The organism is Qipengyuania vulgaris (assembly GCF_009827325.1).
Classification (GTDB): Bacteria; Pseudomonadota; Alphaproteobacteria; order Sphingomonadales; family Sphingomonadaceae; genus Qipengyuania; species Qipengyuania vulgaris.
The window spans coordinates 35,163-62,155 of the sequence record NZ_WTYC01000008.1 but is presented as its reverse complement, the minus strand read 5'-3'; the positions used below and the strand labels follow the sequence as shown (position 1 = coordinate 62,155).

Below are 26,993 nucleotides of genomic sequence, written 5' to 3'. Positions count from 1 at the left end.
CCGATTGCTGACAAAGAGCTATTTACCTATTGCGTCCCTCGGAGGCGATAATGAGCAAGTTTATCAACGATGAGTTACCGGTTCTGCAAATCTCGCGAGCTGACGCCTTGAAAGTAATCCAGAAGGTTTCGTCGCTTTATCCGGCGAAGATCAATTGCTTGGACAAGAGAGCTGGACCGGACAATTTTATGTGTCGCGATCTGGCTCCGATTTCGAGACAAGTCCGGGACGACTTCGAGACCATCGAGTGGGGTGAGAACCTTGAATTTGCAGGCTGTGCGTTGGACTTCGTAGGCCTGGCTCTAAAGCAATCTTCTAAATATCTGATGGTCGTTAAGCCATCAGAACTGGACTTCAAAATGATACTCTCGAACCTCGAAGCGAGAGAAGATATTGCCGTCTTGGACTAGCGGATACTGCATGTCCGCTTTCCACCTTAAAATCGGTCATTCACGGCTGCCGAAAGTCTCGCCAAAACCGGACCGGCTACTTTCGAAGGGTTCTGTGCTGAAACCGGACATTCCGCTAACGACGCCATTGCGGACGTTGCAATCCCACCGCCTCAATTTAGTTTGAGAGGATGGCCTACACATTCATCACGGACCCAATCCTGCAACTCGCGCACATCGAAGATATTACCTTCCTAAATTTCGCGCGAGACCTGAAACTGAATCTAGTCTGGCCAAATCACGGTGAGCTGAGGAAGTCACTGACGTTCAGCAAGGTCTATCACTTCAAGATGATTAAGGATGACGAAGAGGAGGCATGTTTTTCGATCATCGACTACAAGTTTAGATCGGTAAGCGAGGGTAGGGACCTGCTTCGTTCTATTGGAGGAACTGAATACTCAGCAGACATCGGTCCCGTTGACTTTTGCCGAATTTATGGGTGCGCGGAGATTACAATCGTCTGCAGAGGCTACCAAATTTCTTAGCGACCGCTTTCCACCCAGTTCTAGTCGTTCCGACACAACGCGATGCTCACCAAAAGCCGCCTGTCTGTCAACGACGCCATAGAAGACTTTTAGGTTGTCGGCTCGGCCAGATTATCTGCACTGGTCTCAGACCTAGCCGGAGCAATCCAGCCAATGGCTACGGGAACAAGATGAACTAGGTGGCTCAGATAGAGTGTAATGCCGGGCAACTCGACCGATGGACCAAAGTTCATCACGAGAATCATCAAGACCACCCAGCCAGGCGACATTGCCGCATCAATCATTCGGAAGTGGCTGACGATAATCAGAAAAATCGCGAAAGGTAGAGCAAGTACGAATCCTAGCCATTTGGGCGCATCCATAAGCGCGAATGTGATCGGCAGGGCTAGCAAGGCAAGGGTAAGAAAGGTCGACACATATCGGTACGTGCGTCTTGCTGCGAAAGTCTTGATCCATTTCAGCATTGCTGAGCTCTACATTAGACGATGTCCGCCTACCACCCCATTCGTGACCTAACTGCCCCACGCGGCGCATCCTAAAATCGGACCTTCCGCTGCCGACGCCTTTGCAGGAAGTCCGGTATTTTGGCAATCTGTAGCCATGAGAAGGTACGAAACCGAATCGACAAAGGACTTTGTCACTCAACAGCGCAATGCGGTGAACGTGTTCCTAACCCTTTTCGTCGTAGTGATGGGGGGGTTTTGGGCCCATGCCTTGGTAGATTGGGTTTTTGGTTTAAACTGGGAATCCGACCCGAACGTACTGTGGATCGCGCCCTCAATGGTGGCATTTGGTTTTGTCGTGCGCTTTTTCTGTTTCGCTATTTTCAGGTTCGTTGAGAAAAATTATTAGCGACCGCTTGCCACCCCGTTCGCGACGCATTGATCGCACGCAGTAAGTGCCAATTGCGGACTTTGACGCGGTTGCTGCCATTGTGTGAGGCGTTCGCCAAAGGCTAATGCTTGGTTATGGATGATGCTGGCTCGCTCAAATTCTTCTCCGATGGTGCGCAGCTTTTCAAAGGTGCTTTGGGGCGGCGATTGATTGAGTTGGAAGTAGCCATTCTTGATCTGCCGACGGACAGTGCTGGCGTGCGCATCCATGGAATTGAGGCACTCAAGCCGTTCATGGAAGCAGATGGCTGCATTGGTGCGATCGCGGCATCAGTCTTGGGAAAACAAGCGAAGCCTGTTCGAGCCATTCTTTTCGACAAGACCCCGGGAACCAATTGGTCTTTGGCATGGCATCAAGACCGAACGATCTGCGTGAAGGAAAAGTTTGAGGCCGACGGTTTCGGTCCGTGGACGATCAAGAGCGGTTTACTGCATGTTGCTCCACCATTCGACCTGCTTACACGAATGGTGACTCTGCGCGCTCACCTTGATCCCGTGCCAATGACCAATGCCCCGCTACTGGTTTCTCCTGGCTCTCATACGCAGGGCCGGATCCCAGTCGAAGAAGTCGAACAAGTTGTCGAACGTTTTGGCATCGCGGTTTGCACAGCAGAGGCAGGAGACATCTGGCTTTACGCCACACCCATTCTTCATGCTTCCGAGGCAGCATTTGAGCCCAAGAGTCGGCGAGTGCTACAGGTGGATTTTGCTGCTGAGGATCTTCCCCACGGACTAAAATGGCTGGGAATCTGATGTCCGTTTTCCACCCCAAGCCGGTCGTTCGCGCCTCTCTGATAGACGCCACTAAGCGGACATTTCTTTGGGGGGTGGCCGAACTGCTGAGCCCAACATGACATGCGGCCGCATCTGATCCGGCATAGCGACGCTACTACAGTTTCTCGCCCGCGCAAGATTTCTAAAATAGAGGCGGATAGAGAACTGAGCGCAGACCGTTTGCCGGTGCTAGAGTAGCAAAAACTAGCAGCCCTTCCGGTGATCATACACCGATCGAGCACCGACAATGTTTGAAAAACAATCAATTCAAATCGAGCTTGGAGTAACCGCTACGGCTGGCCCATTAGCGCACCCTTTGTGGCATCGGGCGGAAGACAGGGCCGCAACCCTAGGCATTTAGGGAAGTAGTGGCGGAGACGGAGGGATTCGAACCCTCGATACCCGTTACCAGGTATGGCTCCTTAGCAGGGAGCTGGTTTCAGCCACTCACCCACGTCTCCGCAAGACGCGCATCGGCTGCGAGGGGCGCGCTATAGCCAGCACTCCCCCGCCCATCAAGGAAGAAATCGGCGCGTCTTCAATTCCTTCCGATGGGCGCGGGGTGGACTCGTTTCGGCGCATTTCGGATTCGGTTCATCGCCCTTTCATTGCGAGGCTGCTCGAATAGGATTCTGTTTGCGGTGCAGCGCTTTGCTCGCCAGCCGCGAAGCCGGGAAAAGGGATCGAAATGAACACCGCCACCAAATTCGCCGCCAGCCTCTTGGCTGCCTTCTCCTTCGCCGCGACACCGCTCGCTGCGCAGGTGGAGAGCGTCGACCCCGATGCCGCATGGGATGCGCCGATCGATGGGGACCTTGAAACCGGTTCGCAGGGCGAACTGCCTCCGCTCGACGCGCAAGATCCCGAAGCCGCGCCCCAAACCAGCGAGCCTGGTTACGATTGGCAAGCGCCTGCCGCTCCCACCGAGCAGCCGCAGTGGAACGAGCAGCAGGCAGAGACTGCAGCAAGCAGTGCCGTAGAGGCCGCACAGGTCGACGATCCTGCCACGACGTATCGCGAGGACGACCTGATCGGTGCGGCAGAGGGCGTATTCGGCAAGGGCGCAAAGGGTGTGGCCGACATGATCAGCAAGCTGCTCGCCGATCAGGGCGAACCCAATGGCTATATCGTGGGCCGCGAAGCTGGCGGTGCCTTCATCGTGGGCGCGCGTTACGGTTCCGGCACGCTGTTCCACAAGATCGAAGGCGAGATGCCGGTATACTGGACCGGCCCTTCGATCGGCTTCGATGCAGGCGCCAATGCGGGCAGTACCTTCGTGCTGGTCTACAACCTTTACGATACTGAAGAACTCTATGAACGCTTCCCGGCGGCGGAAGGCACGGCCTATGCGGTCGGCGGGCTCAATGCCAGCTACGTGCGCAAGGGCGACGTGGTGCTGATCCCGATCCGCGTCGGCGCAGGCCTGCGGCTGGGCGTGAATGCCGGCTACATGAAGTTTACCAAGGAGCATAAGTGGCTCCCCTTCTGATCGCACAGGGGAAAACAAGCCGGGTTTGAGGGGCCGCAACCGCGATTGAGGTTGCGGCCTCAAGCATATCTGCGCAAAGACCGCGGCATGCTGGACAAACTCGACGCACAGGCTCCCGACGCCCTTCTCGCCCTGATCAAGATGCATGCGGCGGACCCGCGCGAGGACAAGATCGACCTTGGCGTGGGGGTCTATCGCACTAATGAAGGGGCGACCCCGGTTTTCCGCGCGATCAAGCAGGCCGAGAGGAAACTGCTCGAGGTCCAGGATTCCAAGAGCTACCTCGGGCCGGAAGGCGACAGTGGGTTCGTCGAGGCACTGATGCCCTATATCTTCGGCAAGGGTTCCCCCCTCACGAACCGGATCGAGGGAATGCAGACCCCCGGCGGCACGGGAGCGGTCCGGCTCGCCGTATCGCTCGCCGCGAGGGCGGGCGTGAAGCGCATCCATCTTGGCATGCCCAGCTGGCCCAACCATGCGCAAATCCTCGAAGACGTGGGCGTGGAGATCGTGCCCTTCGATCACGCCAATGCCGACGGGACGGCCAATCTCGACGCAGTGCTCGGCGCTATCCGCGGGGCTGGCTATGCCGATGCGGTGCTGCTGCACGGCTGCTGCCACAATCCGACCGGCATCGATTACACGGCAGAGCAGTGGACCACCATCGCCGAGGCCTTTGCCGATAGTGACGTACTTCCGATCCTCGACATCGCTTACCAGGGGCTGGGACAGGGCATGGATGAGGACGTCGCGGGCGTCCGTACCGTGCTGGCTCATGTCCCCGAGTCGCTGGTGGCCTATAGCTGCGACAAGAACTTCGGCCTCTACCGCGACCGTGTGGGCGCCTTCTACATGTTGGCCCGCGAAGAGGGACAGCTCTCTGCCATCGCCTCCAATGCCAATGCGCTGGCCCGGGCCAACTGGTCGATGCCGCCCGATCACGGCGGAGCGGCGGTGCGCCTGCTGCTCGAAGACGCGGGCATGACCGCCACCTGGCTCGAAGAGCTGGACGAGATGCGTGCGCGGATGCGGCGAGTGCGGGACCGGCTGGCCGCCGCGGATAGCGAGGTGCCCGGCCTCAACCTTGCCGCTCTGGCCGGTCAGAACGGCCTCTTCGCCATGCTGCCGCTCGGCAAGGCGCAGATCGCCAAGCTGCGCGAGGATCACGGCATCTACATGGCCGGTTCCGGGCGCATCAACGTGGCGGGCCTCCACGCGGGCAATACCGAGAAGTTCATTGCCGCACTGGGCGAAGTCGCCAAGGGCTGACCCGGGGTGACGTTCGACCGGCAACCCAGGCTGGAGACCAAGCGTCTGGTCTTGCGCCCGCTGGCAGAGGATGACCGCGAGGCGCTCTATGCAATCGCCTCCGATCCCGCTGTCTGGGAACAGCACCCGATCCACGACCGCTGGCGGCGCGAGGTGTTCGATGCGTTCTTCGACGAAGGGCTGAAGTCCGGCGGCGCGCTGGCGGTGCTGCGCAAGAGCGACGAGCGGATCATTGGCCACACCCGCTATGATGGTTACGACCCGCAAGAACGGGGCGTGGTGGAGATCGGCTGGACCTTCCTCGCCCCGCAATTCTGGGGGAAAGGCATCAATGCCGAAATGAAGCGCTCCATGCTCGCCCACGCCTTCGAGGAGGTCGCCACGGTCGAATTCCGCGTCGGCGACACCAACTACCGCTCACGCAATGCGCTGGAGGCCATCGGGGCGGTGCGCACGGAGCGGTACGAACTGGAGCGCTATCAGAACAAACGCGTGGTCCACCTGATCTACGAGATCGGCCGCGAGGGCTTTGCGCAAGGGCCGTTAGGACCAGCGGAATAGGTTGACGCCCAGACTGTTTTCAAACCCGTGACTTTCCACTGGCGCTTGCCTCCGCGTCGCAGCGGCGTGCAAGGCGGTCGGTGCGGGCGACCAGCCGGAGAAGCGCGAAATCGTCGGCTTTTCGGATCACAACGGCATACTTTCCGCGCCTCAGAATAACGCTCCAGATTCCCGTTTCGCAGCGCCATGCCAGTTCGGCATTCGTGACCCTTGAGATGGGTGCTGCTTCGTCGGCAGAGATCGGTCCCGGCGGTGTCATGCCCAGCGCCCGCCCGCGCAGACCAAGCTTCTCCAGTCGCGCCACCATCAGCCCTGCGCCTTCGAACTTGGGCCGGAATGGCATGACCGGCCGCCCCATCGCCGTATCCCATGCCGCGCAGAAGCTGGCCGACCATTTGCGGCGGCGCAGGCGATAGGCTGTCTCGCGCGTCATGCCCATCCGCCGTGCAGCCTCCGTCACCGAGCGCGTCTCCGCCAGCTCGCCGATGAATTCGGCCTGCGTCACGGGTGTCCACCCATCGCCGCGCGTGCGGCCCGGGGTGATGTGAAGGAGGGAATGCGGCGAGGTGCCGCGCGGGAAGGGGGTGTCGCTTGTCCGGTTCATTGCCCAGCTTGGAGCAGAGGCGGCGCGTGTAGGAAACTGTTGTCGGCTACAGGGGGGGAGCGGAGGCTGAACCTTACGGCGCGAACCAGCCCCTCTTTCGCATGCAAGTTGCGCCTTGAGAAGCAAGCAACTAGGCTTCCGGAGATGATGATAGAGCTAATGACCGCTATGCTTGCGCTGCCTCAGATAGTGCCGAACCAGATTGATTATCCTTCGTCTGCTTTAAGGAAGAACCAGTCTGCCGCTGCTCTCCTGGAGCTGATTGTCGATCCGGAAGGTGACCTGGTCGATTGCATAAGTCGCGCCACGTTCGGCGATGAGGAATTGGCGGAGGATATCTGCAAACTTCAGTCCGATGCTGAAATGACGGCGGGGCGGAATGCGGAGGGCAATGCATCATATGGCGTGCTAAGAGTGCTAATTAGATATTCGATCATCCAGACAGAAGACGGGCGGGATATCTACCGTCTGCAGGCGCCGGGTTATACTCACACCGTAACTGGGATTCGTTTCCGTCCCGGGACGCGGCCCCCAGATTTCGGGGAATTCGAGGCATTGGTCGGAGAGGCGCAAAACATCCTGAGCGCCGACGCCGCGCTCACGGTCGAGGCATTGCCCGGCGTGGAGGGAAGGGCGTTACACCAGAATCTGATTGTGCAAGTGAATCATGACGGCACGGTAGCTCAGTGCCAACCAGATGCGAAGTTCGAAACATCGAAGTATGCAGCTTACGCGAAGACTGCCTGCAGTTTCCTCGCGGGTGAGCAACTCGAGCCGCTAGTGGTCGCTGGCGAACCGGTCTCGCATGTGCGGCGCTACGAAGTTCAGTTTAGTTTGCCCGAACCGGCGAGTCAGCCCGAATAGGATGCCCAAAAGGAATAGGTCCGCGTAACGACGTTACCCCGCCAAACTCTGCATCCGCTTCAGATACCTTGCCAGCACGTCGATCTCGAGATTGACACGGTCGCCTGTCGCCAGATCGCCGAGCGTCGTCACTTCTGCGGTGTGGGGGATGATGTTCAGCGAGAAGTCGCAGGTGCCGTCGCTACGGTCGCGCAGGTCGTTGACGGTGAGCGAGACGCCATCGACGGTGATGGAGCCTTTTTCGGCCACGAAAGGAGCGAAGGCGCGGCTGATGCGGATGGCGAGCTGCCAGGAGCCGCCCTTTTCGTTTTTCGCGACCACTTCACCGACGGTATCAACATGGCCGGTGACCAAGTGGCCGCCGAGTTCGTCGCCGAGGCGCAGCGCAGGTTCGAGATTGAGCCTGCGGCCTTCTTCCCACATGCCGCGCACGGTGCGCGAGACTGTTTCGCCCGAGACGTCGAAGCCGATCCGCGCAGCGCCCTTTTCGCCGCCCAGCGTGACCACGGTGAGGCACACGCCGGAGCAGGAGATGGAGGCGCCGACCTCGATCGCGCCCGGATCGAAAGGGCAGGCCACGAGGATGCGCGTATCGCCGCGCTGCTCGACGCTTTCGATGGTGCCGATGGCGGTGACGATGCCGGTGAACATATCTGCGCTAAGCCTCCTGTCTGGTGCGGCGATAGGCGGTGAAGCTGTCGCTGCCAAGCTGGCGGCTCTCAACGTTCTGCCAGCGGCCGTGCGCCGCGGCGAGGCTTTGCAGCCCGATGTCGCCCAGCGCAGGCATTCCCTTGCCGAGCAGGATCGGCGCACGGTAGATTTCCAGCCGGTCGACGAGGTCTGCGGACAGGAAGCTGGCCGCTGCACCCGCGCCGCCTTCGACATAGAGATATTGTACGTCGCCCAGCGCGGCGATCTGTGCGGGATCGTTGATGACCTTCACCCCGTCGGGCGGGATGCCGCGGGTCAGCAGGACGCGCCGGGGGCTGCGATCCTGCAGGCCGTCCAGGCGCACGTCGAGTCGGGGCCGGTCCTGCCGCCACGTTGCCCCGCCGACGAGGATCGCATCGTTCATGGCGCGGCGCGAATGGACATGTGCGCGGGCTTCCTCGCCGGTGATCCACTGGCTGGAACCGTCGGCAAGCGCGATGCAGCCGTCTAGCGACATGGCGAGCTTGAGCGTTACGAAAGGCCGGCCATGCCGCGCCCGGGTGAAATAGCCTGCGAGGCTGTTCTCGACCTGGGGCGAGGGAAGAAGGCTCGCCTCGATCCCGGCGGCCCGGAGCCGGGCGATGCCTTCCCCGGCCGTCCGCGGATCGGGATCCTGCGCCCCGATGACCACGCGCGCGACGCCGGCTTCGACCAGCAGGTCGGCACAGGCAGAGCCGCGATCCGAGCGGTGGGCGCAGGGTTCGAGTGTGACATAGGCAGTCGCGCCCGACGCCCCTTCGCCTACCAGCTTCAGCGCCATGGCTTCCGCATGGGGCCTGCCGCCTTCCTGCGTCCAGCCGCGCCCGATGGGGCGGGCGTCCTTCAGCAGGATGCAGCCGACGGCGGGATTGGGGCAGGACTGCGCGCGCGCGCGCGACGCGAGCCGGGCCGCGGCCTCGAGCCAGCGCATGTCACTCGCCTGCGGGTTCAACCGTGCCGTCCGTCTGTTCTTGTCCGTCGCCGAAGAGGCTTTCCAGCCGTTCGCGCTCGGCCCGTTCTTCCGCAGCGCGTTCGGCTTCCGCCTCGGCTTCCATCGCCTCGACATCGAGGCCGGTCGCCGCGCCAAGGCTCTTGTAGAGATCGCGGCGGCGCTGTTCGATACGCTCGCGCTCCGCCTGAAGTTCGTCCTGGATCCGCTGGTTCTCGATGTTCGACCGGCGGATTTCCTCTTCAGTGCGGCCTTCGGCGAAGGTGGTAATGTAGGTGACCTGCGGCACCTCGGGAGGATAGTAATACTCTTCCTTCGTCAGCCAGTAGAACATCGTGCCGGAAACTGCGAAGGAGAGGGCGAGGATCGGCCAGCGATAGGGCGTCGGCTTTTTCCACTCGTTCCAGAAATCGGCAATCCCGCCGGCTGCATTGAATCTCGATCGAAAGCGCATAGGGGGGAGATAGTAGCCTTGGCGGCTTTCCGCTAGCTGAAGCTGGCGTAGAGTGCGCGGCCGCGCTGCGAAAGCCAGCGGTTGGCGACATCGATCTCACCTTCGTAGATCAGGTCCAGGAGCGCGTGGAACGCGGGCGAATGATCGAAATGGACGAGGTGGGCGACTTCGTGCGCGACGACCGAGCGGCGGATATGGTCGGGAGCCTGTACCAGTCGCCAGTTGAGGCGGAGGACGCCCTCTCTCGAACAACTCCCCCAGCGGCGGTGTGCCCGGGTCAGGCGGACGGGGGCGGGAGGAAGGTCGGCGCGCGCGCAATAAAAGGCAGCGTCTTCCTCGAAGAGCGACAGCGCCTGCTGTTCGAGCCAGCGGGAAAGGCGCTTGCCCAGCGTTTCCTCTGGGCCGCCGAGGATCAGCCGGCTCCCGTCGAGCGACGGTTTGCGCGGCGCGTCGGCACTCCACTCGATGGCGATCTGATCTCCGCGATAATCCAGGGCGCGCTCGGAAACCGGATCGCGAGGCTGGGGAACCTTGGCGAGCTGGCTCGCGAGCCATTCGGTCCGCGCATGGGCAAAGGCGATCGCTTCCTTCGCGGTGCACCAGCGCGGCAGGGTGATCTTGACCGTGCTGCCGTCCGGGGCGAGGCGGAGCGTGAGGCGCCGGGCAGTCGCATGGCGGCGCAGTTCGATCGGCAGGACGTGCCCGGCGATCTCGATCTGCGGCTCCGCCTTCCAGTCGCGCAGCCATTCGATCATGCGGCGCCTTCCTCGGCGCAATCCTCGCCATCGCCCCATTCGACGATATGATGTTCGAGCGGGCCCGCATCGTTCTCGCTGATCACGCGCCCGGCGACAGATACGCCTGCGCGGACCACGGCTTCGCGGTCGCCCGAGATCAGGTAATGCCAGCGCGGCAGCGGCCGGTCTTCCGCCCGCCTGCGATAGGCGCAGGTATCGGGCAGCCACGGCACGCGGTCGACCAGCTTCAGCGTCAGGCGCAGGCAATCGGGGACGAAGCTCTTGCGGTTCCTATAGTCCTTGCAGCGCGCGGTCTGGCAGTCGAGCAGGCTGCAGGCGACGTTGGTCTCCTCGATCTCGCCCGTGTCTTCATATTCGACCTTGTGCAGGCAGCAGCGCCCGCAGCCATCGCACAGGGCTTCCCATTCCTCGCGCGAAAGGTCGGCCAGGGGGCGCTCCCAGAAGCGTTCCCTCAATGCACCCATTTCGCCAGTTCCGCGGCCACCGCTTCGGGGCCTTCCTGGGTCGGCAGCATGGCCAGCGGCTCTCCCTCAGGCCCGAAGAGGTAGGTGACGTTGGAATGGTCCATGAGATAGCCGCCGGCTTCCGTTTCCTCGCCCCGGCTGTAGTAGACGGCAAAGGCATTGGCTGCGTCGTCGAGCTGTTCCTTCGTCCCGGTCATGCCGATCAGGCGCGGATGGAAGGCATCAGTGAATTCGGTGAGGACTTCGGGCGTATCACGCTCCGGATCGACGCTTACGAAGAGCGGCTGGACATTCGCGCCGAGTTCCGGGTTCTGCTCCTCGAACCGCTTGAGGCCCGCCATGGCCCGCTGGTTGTCCGTCGGACAGACATCGGGGCAATAGGCATAACCGAAATAAACGGTGCGGTACTGCCCGTCGAAATCGGAAAAGCTGACCGGTTCGCCGGTCTCGCCCGTCAGCGTGAAATCGCCGCCAATGGCCGCGCCTTCGAGCGGAGGCGCACCGGTCGATTCCGACTGCGGTTCCTGCGAACATGCGGACAGCATGAGCGCGGCGATGGCGAGATGTGCAAAGCGGGACATGACAGGGTGGTTCATGGTCTGCTAACGGCGAGTGTTCAAGGGGACGCACCCAATGAATTTGCGAATAATCCAACGGAGAATGCGGCTGTGCGCACGATAGGGGTAAAACGGGGTTTGATCATTGCAGGCTCGGCGCTGGCCATGCTGGCAAGTCCGCTGGCCGCACAATTCGAGACCGACGGATACAAGTTCATTAAGGCTGTGCGCGATCGTGATGGAACAGTAGCGACGCAGCTACTCGACGAACCGGGCTCGACCATTGTCAATGCGCGCGAAGTCACGACCGGCGAGACTGCGCTGCATGCAGTGGTCCAGCGCCGCGACCTCACCTGGGTCAAGTTCCTGCTCCAGCGCGGCGCCAATCCCGATATCGCCGACAAGAACGGCGTCTATCCCATCCAGATTGCCGCTCAGCTCGGCTTTATCGAAGGGGTCGAGCGGCTTATCGAAGGCGGGGCGGACGTCGACGTATCCGCCACCACCGGCGAAACGCCGCTCATCAGCGCCGTCCATCGCCGCGATCTGAAGATGATCGAGATACTCATCGAAAATGGCGCAAGTCCTGACCGTACGGATAATTCCGGCCGCTCGGCGCGGGACTATGCCGCGCTGATGGGAGGGCGTTCGGGCGTTCTCGAGGCCATCGAAAAGGCCGAAGGCGCGGATCAGGGCGAAGCCGAAACCTACGGGCCCAATTGATGGTCGAAGCCGCAACCGAAATAGCCGATCTCACGCTCGACGAACTTCGCCTCGCGCTCGCCCCCGCTGTCGCCGACGCCGCAATATTCGACGGCTGGAGCGAGGAGGCGGTGAGCATGGCGGCCCAGCAGATGGGGGCCGATGTCGATGTGGCCCGCCTGGCCTTCAAGGGCGGCCCGATCGAGATGGTCTTCGCCTGGATCGAAGCCGTCGATATCTCCATGGCCGCAGCCTTTCCGGAGGACGTGATTGCACCGATGAAAATCCGCGAACGAATTCGCGCGCTGGTTCAGTTCAGGCTTGATGCGGTGGCTGGTCAGGAAGAGGCCCTGCGCCGCGCACTTGCCATCATGGCCCTGCCTCAGAACGTTGCGCAGTCGGCCAAGCGGGGCTGGCGGTCCGCGGATCTGATGTGGCGACTCGCCGGCGATACCGCGACCGATTACAATCACTATACCAAGCGGGCGATACTGGCCTCTATCTACGGTGCGACGGTGGCCGTGTTCGTAGACGATGCGAGCGAGGGCAAGGCGGAAACCCGCGCCTTTCTCGATCGGCGAATCGACGGTGTGATGAAGTTCGAGAAGGTGAAAGCGAAGTGGCTCAATCCTGATCGCGAGACCTTCAGCGTCACCCGTTTCCTGGGCAGGCTTCGCTATCCGGCGCGCTGAGCCGCTATTGATAATCGGTTGCAATAGATTGACCGATCTGACAGGGGCGGCTCATGACTTTGGACGGTTTCGAAAGCGGACGTAACGCGCGCATCACGGGCGTGGACTGGACCAGCCTTGCCGAGGATGAGGCAAAGCGGCTCCAGGCGCTGGGCATAGATGAAGGTGCGGAAGTCGCCATCCTTCACCGCGGTGTATTTGGAGGCCGCGATCCGATTGCCATGCGGCTCGGCAACATGACTGTCGCCATTCGCCGCGTGCACGCGCACGCCATCTCGGTCGAGGCGGTATGACGCGCAAATTGACCGCCGCCCTCGTCGGCAATCCCAATTCGGGCAAGTCCGCGCTGTTCAACGCGCTTACCGGCGCGCGGCAGAAGATCGCCAATTATGCCGGGGTTACGGTCGAACGTAAGGCAGGACGCCTGGCGCTGCCCAGCGGCGAGCCGGTCGAACTGCTCGACCTGCCGGGGTCCTACAGCTTCGATGCTGCCAGTCCGGACGAAGCGGTAACCCGCGACGTGGTGAAGGGCACGTTCGAAGGCGAGGCGGTTCCCGATGTGCTGGTGATCGTGATCGATGCCGCGAATCTCGAACAGCATCTGGTCTTCGCGCAGGAAGTGCTCGAACTCGGGCGTCCGACCGTGGTCGCGCTCAACATGGTTGATCTCGCCGAACGCGACGGATTGACGCTCGATCCGGCTGCGCTTTCGGAGGCGCTCGGTGTTCCGGTGATCCCGACCGTCGCGGTGCGCCGCCGGGGAATCGAGGAATTGCGTGCCGCGATAGCCGAAGCGGAGACTCACGCGCACGAGGATGCGCACACCCGCTGGCATCTGACGCTGCCCGAGCGGCGGCTTTCGGCGAAGCACATGACGCGCGGGGCCACACTTTCGAAATCTACCCGCCACACGATCGAAAACGGCGTCGACAAGATCCTGCTCAATCCCTGGATCGGGCCGGTCGTGCTGTTCGGATTGCTGTTCGTGATTTTCCAGGCGGTCTTCGCCTGGGCCACGCCCTTTGCCGATGCACTCGAAGGCGGCGTGGGCGCCATGTCCGAAGGTGTCATTTCGGCCATGGGGCCGGGCCTGGCACGCGACTTCCTTACAGAGGGTGTGCTGGCAGGCGTCGGCTCGGTTGTCGTCTTCCTGCCGCAGATCGTGATCCTCTTCGCCTTCATCCTCGTGATGGAGGCAAGCGGATACATGGCGCGTGCCGCCTTCCTGATGGACCGCTTGATGGCGGGCGTCGGCCTTTCCGGAAAGAGCTTCATTCCGCTGCTTTCGAGCTTCGCCTGCGCCATCCCCGGCATCATGGCGACACGCAGCATCAGCGATCCGAAGGACCGGCTGACCACGATCCTGATCGCCCCGCTGATGACCTGTTCGGCGCGCCTGCCGGTCTATGCGGTCATCATCGCCGCAGTCATTCCGCAGACCACGGTCGGGCCCGGGGTCGGGTTGCAGGGACTGGTTCTGTTCGCGCTCTATGTCGCCGGCATTGTCGGAGCGATGGTGGTCGCGCTGGTGCTCCGCAGCACGGTGACCAAGGGCGCGGCATCGGGCTTCATCATGGAATTGCCGCGCTACCAGATCCCGCTCATCCGGGACCTCGCGATCGGTCTGTGGCAGCGTGCCTGGGTCTTCCTGCGGCGCGCGGGCACGATTATCTTCATGGCGACCATCGCCCTGTGGGTTCTGCTGAGCTTCCCGCAGGCCGAGCCGGGCGAAAGCCAGCTCGATGCAAGCTATGCAGGTGCTGTCGCCGACACGTTGCATCCCATCCTCGAACCGGTGGGTTTCAATCGCGAGATGAGCCTTGCGCTGGTTCCCGCAATCGCCGCACGCGAAGTAGCCGTCTCCGCTCTGGCGACGACCTATGCAGTCGATGCCGAGGACGAGGAAGTCGCCGCCCAGGGTGTTACCGAAAAGATCGCGGCCCTGTGGAGCCTTCCCACCGCGCTCGCTTTCCTTGCGTGGTTTGTCTTTGCGCCGCAGTGCCTGTCGACCATCGCGGTGGCCCGGCGGGAAACCAATGGATGGAAATGGCCGACGGTGATGGTCATCTACCTCTTTGCGCTGGCATGGATTGCAGCCGGAGCCACCTATTGGGTTGCGGTCAGCCTCGGGCTTTAGCTCCGCTCTGGTGGAAACGCCTTTCTGCAGCCTAGAACCGGACCGCAGGCTCGGTTAGGCCATGCGCAAGTAATCACGAAGGAACGATTCGATGGCCGGTAGCCTCAACAAAGTCATGCTGATAGGAAATCTGGGCGCAGACCCGGAAATCCGCAGCTTCCAGAACGGCGGCAAGGTCGCGAACCTGCGCATTGCCACCAGCGAAACCTGGAAAGACAAGAACACTGGCGAAAAACAGGAACGCACCGAGTGGCACACCGTCTCGATCTTCTCCGAAGGTTTGATCGGCGTGGTGGAACGTTTCCTGCGCAAGGGCAGCAAGGTCTTCATCGAAGGCCAGCTCCAGACGCGCAAATGGCAGGACCAGCAGGGTAACGATCGTTATTCGACGGAAGTCGTGCTGCGCGGCCTCAATGGCACGCTGACCATGCTTGATGGCGCGCAGGGCGGCGGCGGATCGGGTGCCGGCTATGGCGGCGGCGGTTCCTCGCGCGGCGGCGATCACGGTGGCGGCCAGTCCTCGGGCGGCGGTGACAACTGGCGCAGCGGTGGCGACAAGTCCGGTTCTTCGGGCGGCGGTTCGAACTACGACGATCTGGACGACGATATCCCGTTCTAGTTAGGGGTATCTCTCGATTCGTAACAAAAGCTTGTTAAGCTGTTGGTCGATTTCGGGAAGTTGAAATTCGCGCCGTAACTATTCCCTCTCCATCAGGAGCGATGAGTAAGGGCTTCCTCCAGATGTAACTGTAGGAGGCCCTTACGTATTGTCTCTTCGACTGACGCTTCGAGGCAGTCTCAACTGATCGCTGGCTCGACCAGAGACTAATGGCGGGGCAGTCCCGCACCCGCGATGAAGAAGTCTGTCCGGGCCCGGAGGCGTTCGTGCGAATGTTCCACGCCGATACCGTGGCTGATCGCTGCCGCGTGAACATCGCTCACGAACAGGCCGAGAAACATTTCCGCGAGCATCGCGGGATCGCCATTCATTTCCACGCCTCGATCCAGCCATGAAACGAACATGCGCTCGAGAGAGGTTCGGGTCCGCGTCGCGGTGCGTTCGAAGAACAGCCGGGCGAAGTCGCGGTCATTGATGCTGCGCGCAATCACGATGCGCACGAGGGACACCACTTCGGGATCGAGAAAGTGCGCGCGTAATTGTTCGGAGAGGCGATGGAGGATTGTCGCCGGTGACCCTCCCTGGCGCACTGCGTCGAGTATCAGCGTTTCGCCGGAAGAAGCTTTCTCGAAAACCACTGCTTCGAGCAGGCCGTCCTTGTTTCCGAAGAGCTTGTAGATCGTAGCCAGTGATCCCCCGGCACGATCGACGATGTCGCCGAGTGTCGTACGTTCGAAACCTTGCTCGACGAAGAGGGTTCGAGCAGCCTCGACAACCGCGCGTTTCCGGCGGTCGAGACGGCAGAATTCGTCATGTTCGATCATTTGACAGGGCTCTACGATAACGGGTTGCGTGGCAAGGGTGTAATACCTATTACACCTTCGCACCTGCACAAAAGCTGACTGAAAGCCACTTCGCCATGAAGCCCATCCTAGCCGGCCTGGCCGCCTGCCTCCTCCTCTCCGCCTGTTCGGCTGCCGATGCGCCTGCGGAGCAGCAGCCAATCCCGGTCAAGACGGTTACCGTTGCCAGCGCCGCGGTGCCCAACGTGATCGAACTGCCGGGCCGGGTCGAACCGGTGCGCGCTGCCGAAGTCCGCGCTCGCGTTACCGGCATCGTGCAGGAACGGCTGTATGAAGAAGGGACCGACGTTCGCGCCGGTCAGCCGCTGTTCCGCATCGATCCACGGGAATTGCGCGCAAGCTATGCCCAGACGCAGGCCGCACTGGCAAGTGCGCAGGCCACCGCGGCGAACGCCAAGGCTGTCGTCGAACGCTATCGTCCTCTGGTCGACGAGAATGCTATCAGCGGGCAAGAATACGACGCGGCGCTCGCCGCATCGCGGGAGGCAGAGGCGAATGTCGCGCAGATCCGCGCGCAGCTCGAATCGGCATCACTCCAACTTGGCTACACCACCGTGCGTGCCCCGATCGCCGGGCGGGCCGGCCGGGCACAGATTACCGAAGGCGCGCTTGTCAGTCAGCCGGAAGGCACGCTGATGACCCGGATCGAGCAGATTTCGCCGGTCTATGTCAGCTTCGCCCAGGCGGCTAGCGAGGTCCTCAGGTTGCGCCGGGCCATCGCCGCAGGCGAGATCGACCTGGACGAAAACGACCGCGTCGAGGTGCGCCTGACCTTCAGCGACGGGACCGAATACCCGATTCCGGGCTATATCGATTTCCTTGCCTTCTCCGTCGACCAGCAGACAGGGACCGTCGAGCTACGGGCCGAGTTTCCTAATCCCCAACGGCTGCTGCTACCCGGCGAATTCGTGCGGGCGCAGATATACGCCGGCGAAATACAGGACGGCCTGACCGTGCCGCAGCGCGCCGTTTCCCTCACCGAGGAAGGCGGGACCGTGTTCGTCGTCGATAGCGAGGGGTTGGCTGCAATCCGCCCGATCCAGCTCGGCGCGATGGTCGATGGAAACTGGATCGTGGAGGGCGGCCTTCGCCCCGGCGATGTCGTCATCACCAGCAACCTTCAGAAGATTAGGCCTGGGGTGCCGGTGAAAGTCTCGAACACGCCGACCGGGCAGAACAAGCCTGCAAAAGCTCCCGCGCAAACCGATCGCGGGGCGCAATAGACCATGGCGCGGTTCTTCATCGACAGGCCGATTTTCGCGTGGGTGGTTTCGCTCGGCATCCTGCTGGCGGGCTTTATCGCCCTGCGCGCACTTCCGATCGAACAGTATCCAGAGGTCGCCCCACCATCGCTGACCATCAGCGTCGTCTATCCCGGTGCGGACGCAGAGACGCTCGAACAGAACGTCACGCAGGTGATCGAACAGCAGCTCAACGGGGTGGAGGGTTTCCTCTACATGTCCTCGTCCAGCGGATCGAATGGGGCGGCGAGTATCACGCTGACCTTCGAGGCGGGTACCGACATCGATATCGCCCAGACCGAGGTGCAGAACCGCCTGAGCACGGTCGAAGCGCGACTGCCTGAAGAGGTGCGGCGACAGGGTATCACCGTACGGCAGGCGAATGCCGGCTTCCTGATGATCGTCGCGCTCACATCGGAAAGCGGCGACCTTACGACTACCGATCTGGGCAACATCGCCGCAAACCAGGTTGTGGACGAGTTGCGGCGTGTGACCGGTGTTGGCGATGTCACGCTCTTCGGTTCGCAATATGCCATGCGTATCTGGCTCGATCCCGAAGCGCTGGCATCCTACAACCTGTCCCCCAGCGCAGTACTTGCCGCCATTCGCGAGCAGAATTCGCAGACCGCCGGCGGCTCGATCGGCGCCCGGCCGCTCGCCGATGGGCAACAGATCAGCGCGACCATCTCGACCGAAGGCCGGTTCACCACCGTCGAAGAGTTCGAGAACATCATTCTTCGCGCCAATTCCGGCGCGGCAGTGGTAAGGCTTGGCGAGGTTGCCCGCGTCGAAATCGGTGCGCAAAGCTACGCCACTTCCACCACGCTCAACGGCCAGCCGATGGCAGGGATGGCAATCCAGTTGGGGACCGGTGCCAACGCGCTTGCCGCGGCAGAGGGTGTAAAGGAGCGTCTGGCCGAAATTGCGCCCGGACTCCCGGGGGATGTAACCTGGTCAATCCCTTACGATACGACGCCATTCGTTCAGGCTTCGGTCGAAGAAGTGGTCAAGACCCTAGTCGAAGCCATGGTGCTGGTCTTCCTCGTCATGTTCCTGTTCCTGCAGAACTGGCGCGCGACACTGATACCGACACTGGTCGTTCCGATTGCCCTTGCGGGCGCCTGTCTCGGTTTGTGGTTGTTCGGCTTTTCGATCAACGTGCTCTCGCTCTTCGGAATGGTCCTCGCGATCGGCATCCTGGTCGACGATGCGATCGTGGTGATCGAGAATGTAGAGCGCATCATGCGCGAAGAAGGCCTCCCGCCCCTGCAGGCGACACGCAAGGCGATGGGCCAGATTACCGGAGCGATCATCGGCATCACGCTGGTGCTGATCGCGGTTTTCGTGCCGATGGCTTTCTTCCCCGGCTCCACCGGCGGTATCTATCGTCAGTTTTCGGTCACGCTTGCCATTGCGATCTTCTTCTCCGCGTTCCTGGCGCTTTCCCTGACGCCGGCACTTTGCGCCACCTTCCTGAAGCCGATCGCTAAAGGTCATGGGGAGGGCGGACAAGTCGCCGTCGATACCGAAGCCGAAATGCAACCCGGCTGGCGAGGACGCGTCGCCCAGGTGCGCAACTCGGCCGCCCGATTCTTTGGCCGGTTCAATCGCTGGTTCGCGCGGATGCAGGAGAAATACGGGCGGGCGAATGACCGCATCCTGTCGCGGCCATGGCGCGGTTTCGCCGTATTTCTGGCGCTGAGCGCAGTAACGATTCTGCTGTTCATGCGCCTCCCGTCTGCCTTTCTGCCGACGGAGGACCAGGGGTTCCTCATCACCGCAGTTCAGGCGCCGCCGGGAGCAACGCAAGAGCGCACCGACGAAGCTCTGAAACCGATCGAGGACTTCTGGTTGGCTCGCGAAGAGGTGGAAAACCTCGTTGTCGTGCGCGGATTCAGTTTCTTCGGGCAGGGTCAGAACAATGCGATCATGTTCGCATCCTTCAAGCCATGGGAAGAGCGTACCGCCGAAGGAAGCGGCGCGGCCGAAATCCTCGGCCAGGCCATGGGCACTTTCAGCCAGTTGGACAGTGCGATCGCATTCGTCATCCAGCCGCCCGCGATCCAGTCGCTCGGGCAGGCAAGCGGCTTCACGCTGAAGCTGCAGGATCGCGCAGGGCTTGGCCGAGAGGCATTGACGGCGGCGCGCGACCAGTTGCTCGGCATGGCGTCGCAAAGCCCGATGATCGCCAATTTGCGACCCGAAGATCAGGGACCAAGCCCGCAGCTCGCGCTCGAGATCGACCGTGTCCAGGCGCGAGCACTTGGCCTCTCGCTTACCGATGTGAATGCCGCCCTGTCGATCACCTTCGGCTCGGCCTATGCCAACGACTTCAACCGCGACGGGCGTGTCTTGCAGGTGCTCGTGCAAGCGGACGCACCTTATCGAATGACCCCCGAAGACGTGCTGTCGCTGCGCATTCCGAATGCCGAGGGGCAGCTTGTGCCCTTGAGCGCCTTCGCCACTGCCGATTGGTCGGCAGCTCCGGCCAGCCTTGCGCGCTACAACGGCTACCCCGCCATGACCCTTTCCGGCATGGCTGCTCCCGGTGAATCGTCCGGCGCTGCACTCGCGGAAATGGAACGCCTGGCGGAACAGCTGCCGCAGGGTATCGGCTATGAATGGACGGGTATCTCTTACGAGGAAAAGCAGGCCGGCGGGCAGATTGGCCTGCTGCTCGGCCTGTCGGTCGTCGTGGTATTCCTGGTGCTTGCGGCGCTCTACGAAAGCTGGGCTGTTCCTCTCGCGGTGCTGTTGATCGTGCCCATGGGCGTACTCGGTGCGGTGTTGTTCTCGATGCTGCGCGGTCTTTCGGCGGACGTCTATTTCAATGTCGGATTGATCACGATCATCGGCCTCGCGGCAAAAAACGCAATTCTCATCGTGGAATTCGCCATCGAGGAAGAAGAACGTGGCCTAAGGCGGATCGATGCAGTGAAAGCGGCCGCGCGCCTGCGCCTGCGTCCGATCATCATGACCTCGCTGGCCTTCACGATGGGTATGGTTCCGCTCGTGCTCGCGAGTGGTGCCGGGGCCGCAAGCCGCATCGCGGTTGGTACAGGAGTGATGGGAGGAATGATCGCCGCGACCGTGCTCGGCATCTTCCTGATCCCGATGCTGTATCTCCTGGTGCGGCGAAACGTCAGCCGCAAGCAGCCTGTCGCAACCGGCGGTCATGACGGCGATACAGACTCAGTCGAGAAATCCGGTTCTGCAATCGAAGAAGGGCGCGCTCCATGACGCGATCGACGAGAAAGCTGGTCGCTCTGGCCATCGGTTCCAGTCTGCTTGCCAGCTGCGCGAGCATGGCCCCCCAGTACACCCGCCCGGAGGCAGCCACCGCGCCGGCCTTCGATGCCGAGTACGGACCCGACGGGACAGTCGTCGCCTCGCAACTGTCCTATCGCGAGTGGTTCGGCGACCCGCGGCTGCAGGACCTCATTGCGAGTGCACTCGAAAACAATCGCGATCTCCTTGCCGCAACGGCAAGGGTCGAACAGGCACGTGCGCGCTATCGGATAGAGGGCAGCCGGCGATTGCCGGCGCTGGTTGCAGATGGCAGCGCCGTACGGACGCGGCAGCCGCTCTCGACCAATCCGGCGCTGGACACCGGGGATGTCGAGGGTGCCCCCGACTCAGTCACCTTCAACCGCTTCGATGTGGGCGTAGGCGTTACCTCTTTCGAGCTCGATTTCTGGGGTCGAATTGCCAGCTTGAGCGAAGCCGCCCGTGCAGAATATCTGGCCACGGCCGCCGCGCAGCGAGCCTTTTACCTGTCGCTGATCGCCGACACCGCCAACACCTATTTCGAGATCGTGGAAACCGAAGAGCAGATCGCACTGGCCCAAGCGACCGCCGAAAGCAGGCGCGAAGGTTTGCGGATCGCGCGGCTCCGTCTCGAAAACGGGGTGACATCGGCACTTCCATATCGGCAGGCCGAAACCCTGCTGACCCAGGCCGAACAGCAATTGGCAAGCGAACGACTGTCCCTGGCGCAACTGCGCAACCAGCTCGCCGTTCTGGTGGGCGGGACCATTCCCGAAACCTTGCCGGAAGGCGTATCTCTTGCCGAGCAGGGTGACGAGCGCAGGCTTGCGGCTGGATTGCCGTCTGATCTGCTGCTGGTGCGCCCGGACATTATCGCTGCCGAAGAACAGCTGCGTGCTGCGCGCGCGAATATCGGGGCCGCGCGCGCGGCCTTCTTCCCGACCATTTCGCTCACCGGAAGCGCGGGACTGTCCTCGAACAGTCTCGACGGCTTGTTTTCGAGCGATGGGCTGGGCTGGAGTTTCGGGCCGTCCATATCTCTGCCGATCTTCGACTGGGGAGCTCGCGAGGCCGATCTTGATCTGGCTCAGGCGCTCGAAGTCGAACAGGTCGCGAATTACGACCGCACCGTCCAGAACGCCTTCCGCGAAGTATCGGATGCGCTGGCAGGGAGGCGCTATCTTGCCGAACAATTGGCGACCCTCGAAGCCTCCGTAGAGGCGCAGCAGCAAATCGCCCGCATTGCCCGGTTGCGCTACCGCGAAGGGGTGGCAGACTATCTCGAGGTCCTCGACGCCGAACGCAATCTCTTCAGCGCTCAGCAACAGCTTCTTGCCGTTCAGCGTGCTTGGTTGCAAAATCGTGCGACGCTGTTCGTTGCCCTCGGCGGCGGCTCAGGACGCGAGATTGTGCCAAGCCGGTCAAACTGAGTCGAGTTGTAGAGCTCGCTAGTTCCGACCGACCATGTCCTCGGGACGCACAATGCGGTCGTAGTCCGCTTGGCTCACCAAGCCGCTAGCTATGGCCGCCTCGCGCAGCGTCGAACCTTCCGAGTGGGCACGTTTGGCGATTTCGGCCGCCTTGTCATAGCCAATCTCGGGCGCGAGGGCGGTTACCAGCATGAGTGAGTTCTCGACCCCTGCGGCAATATTCTCCCGCCGGGGCTCGAGCCCCTTCAGGAGGTGATTGGTGAAGCTACGCGAGACATCCGCAACCAGCGTTACGGACTGGAGGAAATTATACGCCACCAGCGGGCGATAGACGTTGAGCTCGAATTGCCCCTGACTGCCTGCGAAAGTGATCGCGGCATGGTTGCCGAAGACCTGCGCGCAGACCTGGGTCAGGGCTTCGACCTGTGTCGGATTGACCTTGCCCGGCATGATGGAGCTGCCCGGTTCGTTGGCGGGGAGGGCGAGTTCGCCCAGGCCCGACCGTGGGCCGGAGCCGAGCAGGCGGATGTCATTGGCGATCTTGTAGAGGCTTGCAGCCAGCGTGTTCAGCGCGCCATGGGCGAAGACCAGCGCGTCCTGGGCCGCCAGCGCCTCGAAGCGGTTCGGCGCGCAGGTGAAGGGGTGCCCGGTGGCTTCTGTCAGTTCATCTGCAACCAGTTGCCCGAAGTCGTTCGGGGCATTGAGGCCGGTTCCGACGGCGGTGCCGCCCTGTGCGATTTCGAGCAGGCCGGGCAGAACTCGCCCGATCCGCTCAATGCCGCCGCGCACCTGCTGTGCATAGCCGGAGAACTCCTGACCCAGCGTGAGAGGAACTGCATCCTGCGTATGCGTGCGGCCGATCTTGACGAGATCGCCCCAGGCGTTCGCCTTGGCGTCCAGTTCGGCGAGCATGAACTCTAGTGCCGGTAGCAGCTTCTCGTTGAGAGCTTGGACAGCCGCGACATGGATCGCGGTCGGTATCGTATCGTTAGAAGACTGGCTCTTGTTGACGTGATCGTTGGGGTGGACGGGCTTCTTGCTGCCGAGTTCCCCGCCCAGCGCCCGACTGGCAAGATTGGCAATCACCTCGTTGGCGTTCATGTTGGTCTGAGTGCCCGAGCCGGTCTGCCACACGGACAGCGGGAATTCCTCGCCGAGCTCGCCTGACGCGACACGCCGCGCCGCCTTTTCAATCGCTTCGGCGATCGCATCGTCGAGCAGGCCCAGCTTTCGATTGGCGGCCGCTGCCGAACACTTCACCAATCCCAGGGCGTGGATCAGTTCGCGCGGCATGCGCTCCTCACCGATGCGGAAATTTTCCCGCGAGCGTTGGGTCTGCGCGCCGTAAAGGCGTTCTGCCGGTACGCGGATTTCGCCCATGGAGTCGGTTTCGATGCGGGTATCGTTCATGGCTGTTCGAACCCGCCAGCGGCCATTTGCGTTCCGGGCCCGACTAACGGACGCGAGTCGTCAGGGGCGATAGGAATTGCAGCGCCAGAGCTTGTGATTCCGCACCCGCGGGCAAGTGCGAACGCGCGTCAGCCACAGATCGAAAATCCGGGGTTCGCGGAGGCAGGCGAGGACTCCCAGGGCGTGAATCGCGACCGCTGCCAATAGCACCCACCATGTGCGGAAGATCAGGAAAAGCTCCATCGAGATCACCGCGTTTATGACGAAGAAAGTGAAAGTGACGCCCGCGAACATCTGCGGCCGCGTCAGCGCGACGAAAACCGTGTCCTGCTTCAGGCGGTCTGCCATTCTCGTTATCCGACCAATCGCAATTTCTTGTATAGCGATACCACTTTCCTAGCTGCCTGAAAAGATTCCGCGCATCCGGTTCTTTCGCTCTGCGTCATAGTATTCTGCTGAAGAAGGTAATTTCGAAAAACATTTGGCATCAAAGGCATTTTTGTGGCATTTTGTTGCCAGGTCGAACTTTCCATGGGGGGATAGAGACCTTGGCTCGTGTTGATTGGAAAAGATCGGTTGCGCTGCTCGCGGCAGCGACGGCGAGCCCTGTTGCGGCGGGTATTCCTGCGGATCCGGAAGGATCGAGCGTGATAGTCGATGCGCTGTCATGGCTTCAGGGCACACTGCTCGGCACTGCCGCCACTGTTGTCGCCGTAATTGCTGTGGCCGCCGTCGGATTTGCGATGCTGACTGGCCGGATAAACTGGCGGCACGGCGCGGTGGTCATCCTAGGATGCTTCATCCTGTTCGGTGCTGCCACGATCGTCGGCGGTATCCGGTCTGCAGCAGGAGGGGGCTGAGGTGGCCGCGGAGACTTTTACGACAGGTTCGACGAATGCCGGAAAACCGGACGCCGAATTCCATGAAATCAGGCGCTTGTGGTCGCGCGCGCGGATGGACGATGTTTTCCAGCATCGTTCCGGGCCCGGCCGAAGCGGATGGCTCTCGCTCCGCGCCTGACCCTCGACCCCGGCGCCGCTGCGCGCGAGAAGGGTGCAGGAGAACACCTGCCATATCTGTCGCATGTCGACGACGTAACTCTCGAAACGCAGGATGGCCTGCTGATGCAGACGATCCGGTTGGGCGGACTTCTGTTCGAGACCTCCGATACCGACGAACTGAACTATCGCGCCGAACTCCGCGACGCCATGATGCGGGCCGTCGGGACTTCGCAATTCGCCATTTATCACCATGTCGTGCGGCGGCGGGCAGAACAGGTTCTCGATGCCGAATTTCCCGACGATTTTTCCCGTTCGCTGAATAAGCGTTGGCGCGAGCGGCTGGCTGCGCGCCATATGTATGTGAACGACCTGTTCCTGACCATCGTGCGGCGTCCGATGCAGGGGCGGGCCGGGCTGCTCGACCGTGCGCGGGCATTCGTGACCCGGCAAGTGGCAGACAGGGGCGCCGAACGCGTCGGCGAACTGCGATCGCTCCACAATGCGACCCAGGCCCTTACCGCTGCGCTCGGGCATTATTCGCCGCATGTGCTGAGCGTTTACGATACTGGCAGCGGGTACCGCTCCGAACCGCTCGAATTTCTCTCGTATCTGTTCAATGCGGAGATGAGACCGATCGTCTTACCGCGTGGGAGGATCGGAGATCACTTGCCGGCCCGCAGGATCAGCTTTGGCCACCGGGCGTTCGAGCGCGACGAGTTCGGTGGAATCCCCCGTAGTTTCGGTGCCATCGTTTCGATCAAGGATTATCCCACGCTGACCATGCCGGGCATGTTCGACGAACTTTACCGGATGCCTTTCGAAATGGTCGTGACCCAGTCATTCGCCTTCATTGAACGCGGGGAGGCATTGCGGGAGATGAATTACGTCCTTCGCCGCATGCGTTCGAGCGAAGACGAAGCCCTTTCGCTGCGCGATGACCTGGCAAATGCGAAAGACGATGTCGCGGCGGGGCGAGCCGGTTTCGGGCAGCATCATGCCACGATCGCCATTCACGCCGACAGCCTCGAAACCCTCGACCGCCAGGTGGCTGAAGTGATTGCCGCCCTGTCGGATCTGGGTATCGTGGGCGTGCGTGAGGAGATTGCGCTGGAGCCTTCGTTCTGGGCCCAGTTTCCCGGAAACTTCAAATTCATTTCGCGGCGCGGGCTGATCTCCACCCGTAATTTCGCCGGTCTGGCGAGCCTACACAACTTCCCGGTGGGCACCCCGCACGGCAACCACTGGGGCGATGCGATCACGCTGTTCGAAACGACCGCGGCGGGCCCCTATTTCTTCAGTTTCCACCTGAACGATCTCGGCAATTTCACAGTCATAGGACCGTCCGGATCGGGCAAGACCGTCGTGCTCAATTTCCTTCTGGCGCAGGCGCGCAAGATTTCTCCGCGGATCATATTCTTCGACAAGGACCGGGGAGCAGAACTGTTCATACGGGCGATCGGGGGGCAATATGATCGCCTGCGGCCCGGTACGGCATCCGGCCTCAATCCCCTCCAGATCGAGGATACGCCGGTCAACCGCCAGTTCCTGATAGACTGGCTGACCTTGCTGGCAGCAGGCGCGGATACTGAAGAGGCGGAACTCATCCGTGATGCAATCGATGCCAACTTCGAACAGGCTGCAGAGCATCGCCGCCTGCGCAATCTGGTCGAACTCTTTCGTGGCCAAACACGGCCGAAATCGGGTGATCTCTATTCGCGCATGCGGCCCTGGTGGGGTGAAGGCGAAAGGGCCTGGCTGTTCGATAACGACATCGATCACACGGACCTGGATGCGAAAACGATCGGCTTCGACATTACTTCGCTACTTGATGACCCGGTCGAGCGAACTCCCGCGCTGCTCTATTTCTTCAACCGGGTGGAAGAACGGCTGGACGGTTCACCTACCATCATTGTCATCGACGAAGGCTGGAAAGCGCTCGACGATGAGGTCTTCGTCCGCCGGATCAAGGATTGGGAAAAGACCGTCCGCAAGCGCAACGGGATCGTCGGCTTCGCAACCCAGAGCGCGCGCGATGCGCTGGAAAGCCAGATCGCCAGCGCGATCATAGAGCAGGCGGCCGTACAGATATTCATGGTGAATCCGAAGGCCCGCGCCGAGGATTACATCGGTGGCTTCGGCCTGACCCCGCACGAACTGGAACTGGTCCGCAAATTGCCCGACCGGTCGCATTGCTTCCTGATCAAGCGAGGCAACGAAAGCGTGGTGGCCCGCCTCAACCTAGAAGGGGAGAAGGATATTCTCGCCATTCTTTCGGGCCGGGAAAGCACGGTGCGCGTCTTCGACGAGCTGATCAAGGAAACCGGCACCGATCCGGAAGTGTGGATGGCTCCCCTGATGGAGAGGGTCTGAT

At 61.7% G+C, this 26,993-nt stretch carries 27 protein-coding genes and 1 tRNA gene; 16 read left to right on the top strand and 12 right to left on the bottom strand.

Features of this window, described 5'->3' with window-relative positions; translation table 11 throughout:
- Positions 1-50 precede the first annotated feature (50 nt).
- Positions 51-410 (top strand): hypothetical protein, encoded by a 360-nt coding sequence (locus GRI69_RS13255; RefSeq protein WP_160728755.1) that lies wholly within the window; start codon positions 51-53, stop codon positions 408-410.
- Between the two features lie 613 nt (positions 411-1,023).
- Here GRI69_RS13255 and GRI69_RS13250 read toward each other — a convergent pair.
- On the bottom strand, positions 1,024-1,398 hold the full coding sequence (locus GRI69_RS13250) for a hypothetical protein (protein ID WP_160728754.1): 375 nt from the start codon (positions 1,396-1,398) through the stop codon (positions 1,024-1,026).
- A gap of 504 nt (positions 1,399-1,902) precedes the next feature.
- Here GRI69_RS13250 and GRI69_RS13240 point away from each other — a divergent pair.
- On the top strand, positions 1,903-2,580 hold the full coding sequence (locus GRI69_RS13240) for a phytanoyl-CoA dioxygenase family protein (RefSeq protein ID WP_160728752.1): 678 nt from the start codon (positions 1,903-1,905) through the stop codon (positions 2,578-2,580).
- 390 nt (positions 2,581-2,970) lie between these two features.
- Here GRI69_RS13240 and GRI69_RS13235 read toward each other — a convergent pair.
- A tRNA-Ser gene (locus GRI69_RS13235) sits at positions 2,971-3,062 on the bottom strand.
- 227 nt (positions 3,063-3,289) lie between these two features.
- Between GRI69_RS13235 and GRI69_RS13230 the strand changes: the two genes are divergently transcribed.
- The 3 genes from GRI69_RS13230 to GRI69_RS13220 all read left to right on the top strand — a co-directional run bounded on the left by GRI69_RS13230 (position 3,290) and on the right by GRI69_RS13220 (position 5,920).
- Positions 3,290-4,090 carry a DUF1134 domain-containing protein gene (locus GRI69_RS13230; RefSeq protein WP_160728751.1) on the top strand — a complete coding sequence of 267 codons (801 nt, stop codon included), beginning with the start codon at positions 3,290-3,292 and terminating at the stop codon, positions 4,088-4,090.
- An 87-nt stretch (positions 4,091-4,177) separates the two neighbouring features.
- Positions 4,178-5,359 carry an amino acid aminotransferase gene (locus tag GRI69_RS13225; protein ID WP_160728750.1) on the top strand — a complete coding sequence of 394 codons (1,182 nt, stop codon included), beginning with the start codon at positions 4,178-4,180 and terminating at the stop codon, positions 5,357-5,359.
- A gap of 6 nt (positions 5,360-5,365) precedes the next feature.
- Entirely contained in the window at positions 5,366-5,920 is a 555-nt protein-coding gene (locus GRI69_RS13220) for a GNAT family N-acetyltransferase (protein ID WP_160728749.1), read from the top strand.
- Between the two features lie 19 nt (positions 5,921-5,939).
- On the opposite strand, the gene GRI69_RS13215 is transcribed toward GRI69_RS13220, so the two are convergent.
- Positions 5,940-6,524 carry a helix-turn-helix domain-containing protein gene (locus GRI69_RS13215; protein ID WP_160728748.1) on the bottom strand — a complete coding sequence of 195 codons (585 nt, stop codon included), beginning with the start codon at positions 6,522-6,524 and terminating at the stop codon, positions 5,940-5,942.
- Between the two features lie 108 nt (positions 6,525-6,632).
- On the opposite strand from GRI69_RS13215, the gene GRI69_RS13210 reads away from it, so the two are divergent.
- Positions 6,633-7,388 carry a hypothetical protein gene (locus GRI69_RS13210; RefSeq protein ID WP_160728747.1) on the top strand — a complete coding sequence of 252 codons (756 nt, stop codon included), beginning with the start codon at positions 6,633-6,635 and terminating at the stop codon, positions 7,386-7,388.
- Between the two features lie 33 nt (positions 7,389-7,421).
- Here GRI69_RS13210 and GRI69_RS13205 read toward each other — a convergent pair whose 3' ends face one another.
- From GRI69_RS13205 to GRI69_RS13180, 6 genes are read right to left on the bottom strand one after another with little or no spacing between them, the layout of a single operon-like run.
- On the bottom strand, positions 7,422-8,039 hold the full coding sequence (locus GRI69_RS13205; RefSeq protein ID WP_160728746.1) for a riboflavin synthase: 618 nt from the start codon (positions 8,037-8,039) through the stop codon (positions 7,422-7,424).
- A gap of 7 nt (positions 8,040-8,046) precedes the next feature.
- Positions 8,047-9,009 carry a bifunctional diaminohydroxyphosphoribosylaminopyrimidine deaminase/5-amino-6-(5-phosphoribosylamino)uracil reductase RibD gene (gene ribD / locus GRI69_RS13200; protein WP_160728745.1) on the bottom strand — a complete coding sequence of 321 codons (963 nt, stop codon included), beginning with the start codon at positions 9,007-9,009 and terminating at the stop codon, positions 8,047-8,049.
- Between the two features lies 1 nt (position 9,010).
- Complete coding sequence (locus tag GRI69_RS13195; protein WP_160728744.1) at positions 9,011-9,481, bottom strand: hypothetical protein; 471 nt, start codon at positions 9,479-9,481, stop codon at positions 9,011-9,013.
- Positions 9,482-9,513: 32 nt separating this feature from the next.
- A complete protein-coding gene (locus GRI69_RS13190; protein WP_160728743.1) occupies positions 9,514-10,236 on the bottom strand; it encodes a M48 family metallopeptidase in 723 nt (240 codons plus the stop codon).
- Positions 10,233-10,703: a YcgN family cysteine cluster protein gene (locus GRI69_RS13185; protein ID WP_160728742.1), complete on the bottom strand. Its 471-nt coding sequence runs from the start codon at positions 10,701-10,703 to the stop codon at positions 10,233-10,235. Before GRI69_RS13185 ends, GRI69_RS13190 begins: the two co-directional genes overlap by 4 nt.
- The gene (locus GRI69_RS13180) at positions 10,691-11,284 is read right to left on the bottom strand and encodes an SCO family protein (RefSeq protein ID WP_237453114.1); all 594 of its coding nucleotides are present in this window, start codon (positions 11,282-11,284) and stop codon (positions 10,691-10,693) included. The genes GRI69_RS13185 and GRI69_RS13180 overlap by 13 nt, the downstream gene beginning before the upstream one ends.
- 114 nt (positions 11,285-11,398) lie before the next feature.
- Here GRI69_RS13180 and GRI69_RS13175 point away from each other — a divergent pair, with 114 nt between their 5' ends.
- The 5 genes from GRI69_RS13175 (at position 11,399) to ssb (ending at position 15,410) form a co-directional block, all read left to right on the top strand.
- Complete coding sequence (locus GRI69_RS13175) at positions 11,399-11,983, top strand: ankyrin repeat domain-containing protein (RefSeq protein WP_237453113.1); 585 nt, start codon at positions 11,399-11,401, stop codon at positions 11,981-11,983.
- Positions 11,983-12,654: a COQ9 family protein gene (locus GRI69_RS13170; RefSeq protein WP_160728740.1), complete on the top strand. Its 672-nt coding sequence runs from the start codon at positions 11,983-11,985 to the stop codon at positions 12,652-12,654. The genes GRI69_RS13175 and GRI69_RS13170 overlap by 1 nt, the downstream gene beginning before the upstream one ends.
- Positions 12,655-12,707: 53 nt before the next feature.
- Positions 12,708-12,947 (top strand): FeoA family protein, encoded by a 240-nt coding sequence (locus GRI69_RS13165; protein ID WP_160728739.1) that lies wholly within the window; start codon positions 12,708-12,710, stop codon positions 12,945-12,947.
- Positions 12,944-14,791 carry a ferrous iron transporter B gene (gene feoB / locus GRI69_RS13160; RefSeq protein WP_160728738.1) on the top strand — a complete coding sequence of 616 codons (1,848 nt, stop codon included), beginning with the start codon at positions 12,944-12,946 and terminating at the stop codon, positions 14,789-14,791. Before GRI69_RS13165 ends, feoB begins: the two co-directional genes overlap by 4 nt.
- Positions 14,792-14,882: 91 nt before the next feature.
- Positions 14,883-15,410 (top strand): single-stranded DNA-binding protein, encoded by a 528-nt coding sequence (gene ssb, locus GRI69_RS13155; RefSeq protein WP_160728737.1) that lies wholly within the window; start codon positions 14,883-14,885, stop codon positions 15,408-15,410.
- A gap of 206 nt (positions 15,411-15,616) precedes the next feature.
- Here the strand turns inward: ssb and GRI69_RS13150 are convergent, their stop codons facing one another.
- Positions 15,617-16,234 carry a TetR/AcrR family transcriptional regulator gene (locus GRI69_RS13150; protein ID WP_160728736.1) on the bottom strand — a complete coding sequence of 206 codons (618 nt, stop codon included), beginning with the start codon at positions 16,232-16,234 and terminating at the stop codon, positions 15,617-15,619.
- A 95-nt stretch (positions 16,235-16,329) separates the two neighbouring features.
- On the opposite strand from GRI69_RS13150, the gene GRI69_RS13145 reads away from it, so the two are divergent.
- From GRI69_RS13145 to GRI69_RS13135, 3 genes are read left to right on the top strand one after another with little or no spacing between them, the layout of a single operon-like run.
- Positions 16,330-17,496: an efflux RND transporter periplasmic adaptor subunit gene (locus GRI69_RS13145; protein WP_160728735.1), complete on the top strand. Its 1,167-nt coding sequence runs from the start codon at positions 16,330-16,332 to the stop codon at positions 17,494-17,496.
- 3 nt (positions 17,497-17,499) lie between these two features.
- On the top strand, positions 17,500-20,754 hold the full coding sequence (locus GRI69_RS13140; protein WP_160728734.1) for an efflux RND transporter permease subunit: 3,255 nt from the start codon (positions 17,500-17,502) through the stop codon (positions 20,752-20,754).
- Positions 20,751-22,211: an efflux transporter outer membrane subunit gene (locus GRI69_RS13135; RefSeq protein WP_160728733.1), complete on the top strand. Its 1,461-nt coding sequence runs from the start codon at positions 20,751-20,753 to the stop codon at positions 22,209-22,211. The genes GRI69_RS13140 and GRI69_RS13135 overlap by 4 nt, the downstream gene beginning before the upstream one ends.
- Positions 22,212-22,229: 18 nt before the next feature.
- Here the strand turns inward: GRI69_RS13135 and fumC are convergent, their stop codons facing one another.
- Both fumC and GRI69_RS13125 read right to left on the bottom strand, forming a co-directional pair.
- Positions 22,230-23,621 carry a class II fumarate hydratase gene (gene fumC, locus GRI69_RS13130; RefSeq protein WP_160728732.1) on the bottom strand — a complete coding sequence of 464 codons (1,392 nt, stop codon included), beginning with the start codon at positions 23,619-23,621 and terminating at the stop codon, positions 22,230-22,232.
- Between the two features lie 60 nt (positions 23,622-23,681).
- Positions 23,682-23,969: a VirB3 family type IV secretion system protein gene (locus GRI69_RS13125; protein ID WP_160728731.1), complete on the bottom strand. Its 288-nt coding sequence runs from the start codon at positions 23,967-23,969 to the stop codon at positions 23,682-23,684.
- 233 nt (positions 23,970-24,202) lie between these two features.
- On the opposite strand from GRI69_RS13125, the gene GRI69_RS13120 reads away from it, so the two are divergent.
- Together GRI69_RS13120 and GRI69_RS13115 are read left to right on the top strand one after the other, a co-directional pair.
- Positions 24,203-24,481, top strand: a complete 279-nt coding sequence (locus tag GRI69_RS13120) for a TrbC/VirB2 family protein (RefSeq protein ID WP_160728807.1) — start codon at positions 24,203-24,205, stop codon at positions 24,479-24,481.
- Positions 24,482-24,619: 138 nt separating this feature from the next.
- Positions 24,620-26,992, top strand: a complete 2,373-nt coding sequence (locus tag GRI69_RS13115) for a VirB4 family type IV secretion/conjugal transfer ATPase (protein WP_160728730.1) — start codon at positions 24,620-24,622, stop codon at positions 26,990-26,992.
- The last annotated feature ends 1 nt before the right edge of the window (position 26,993 follow it).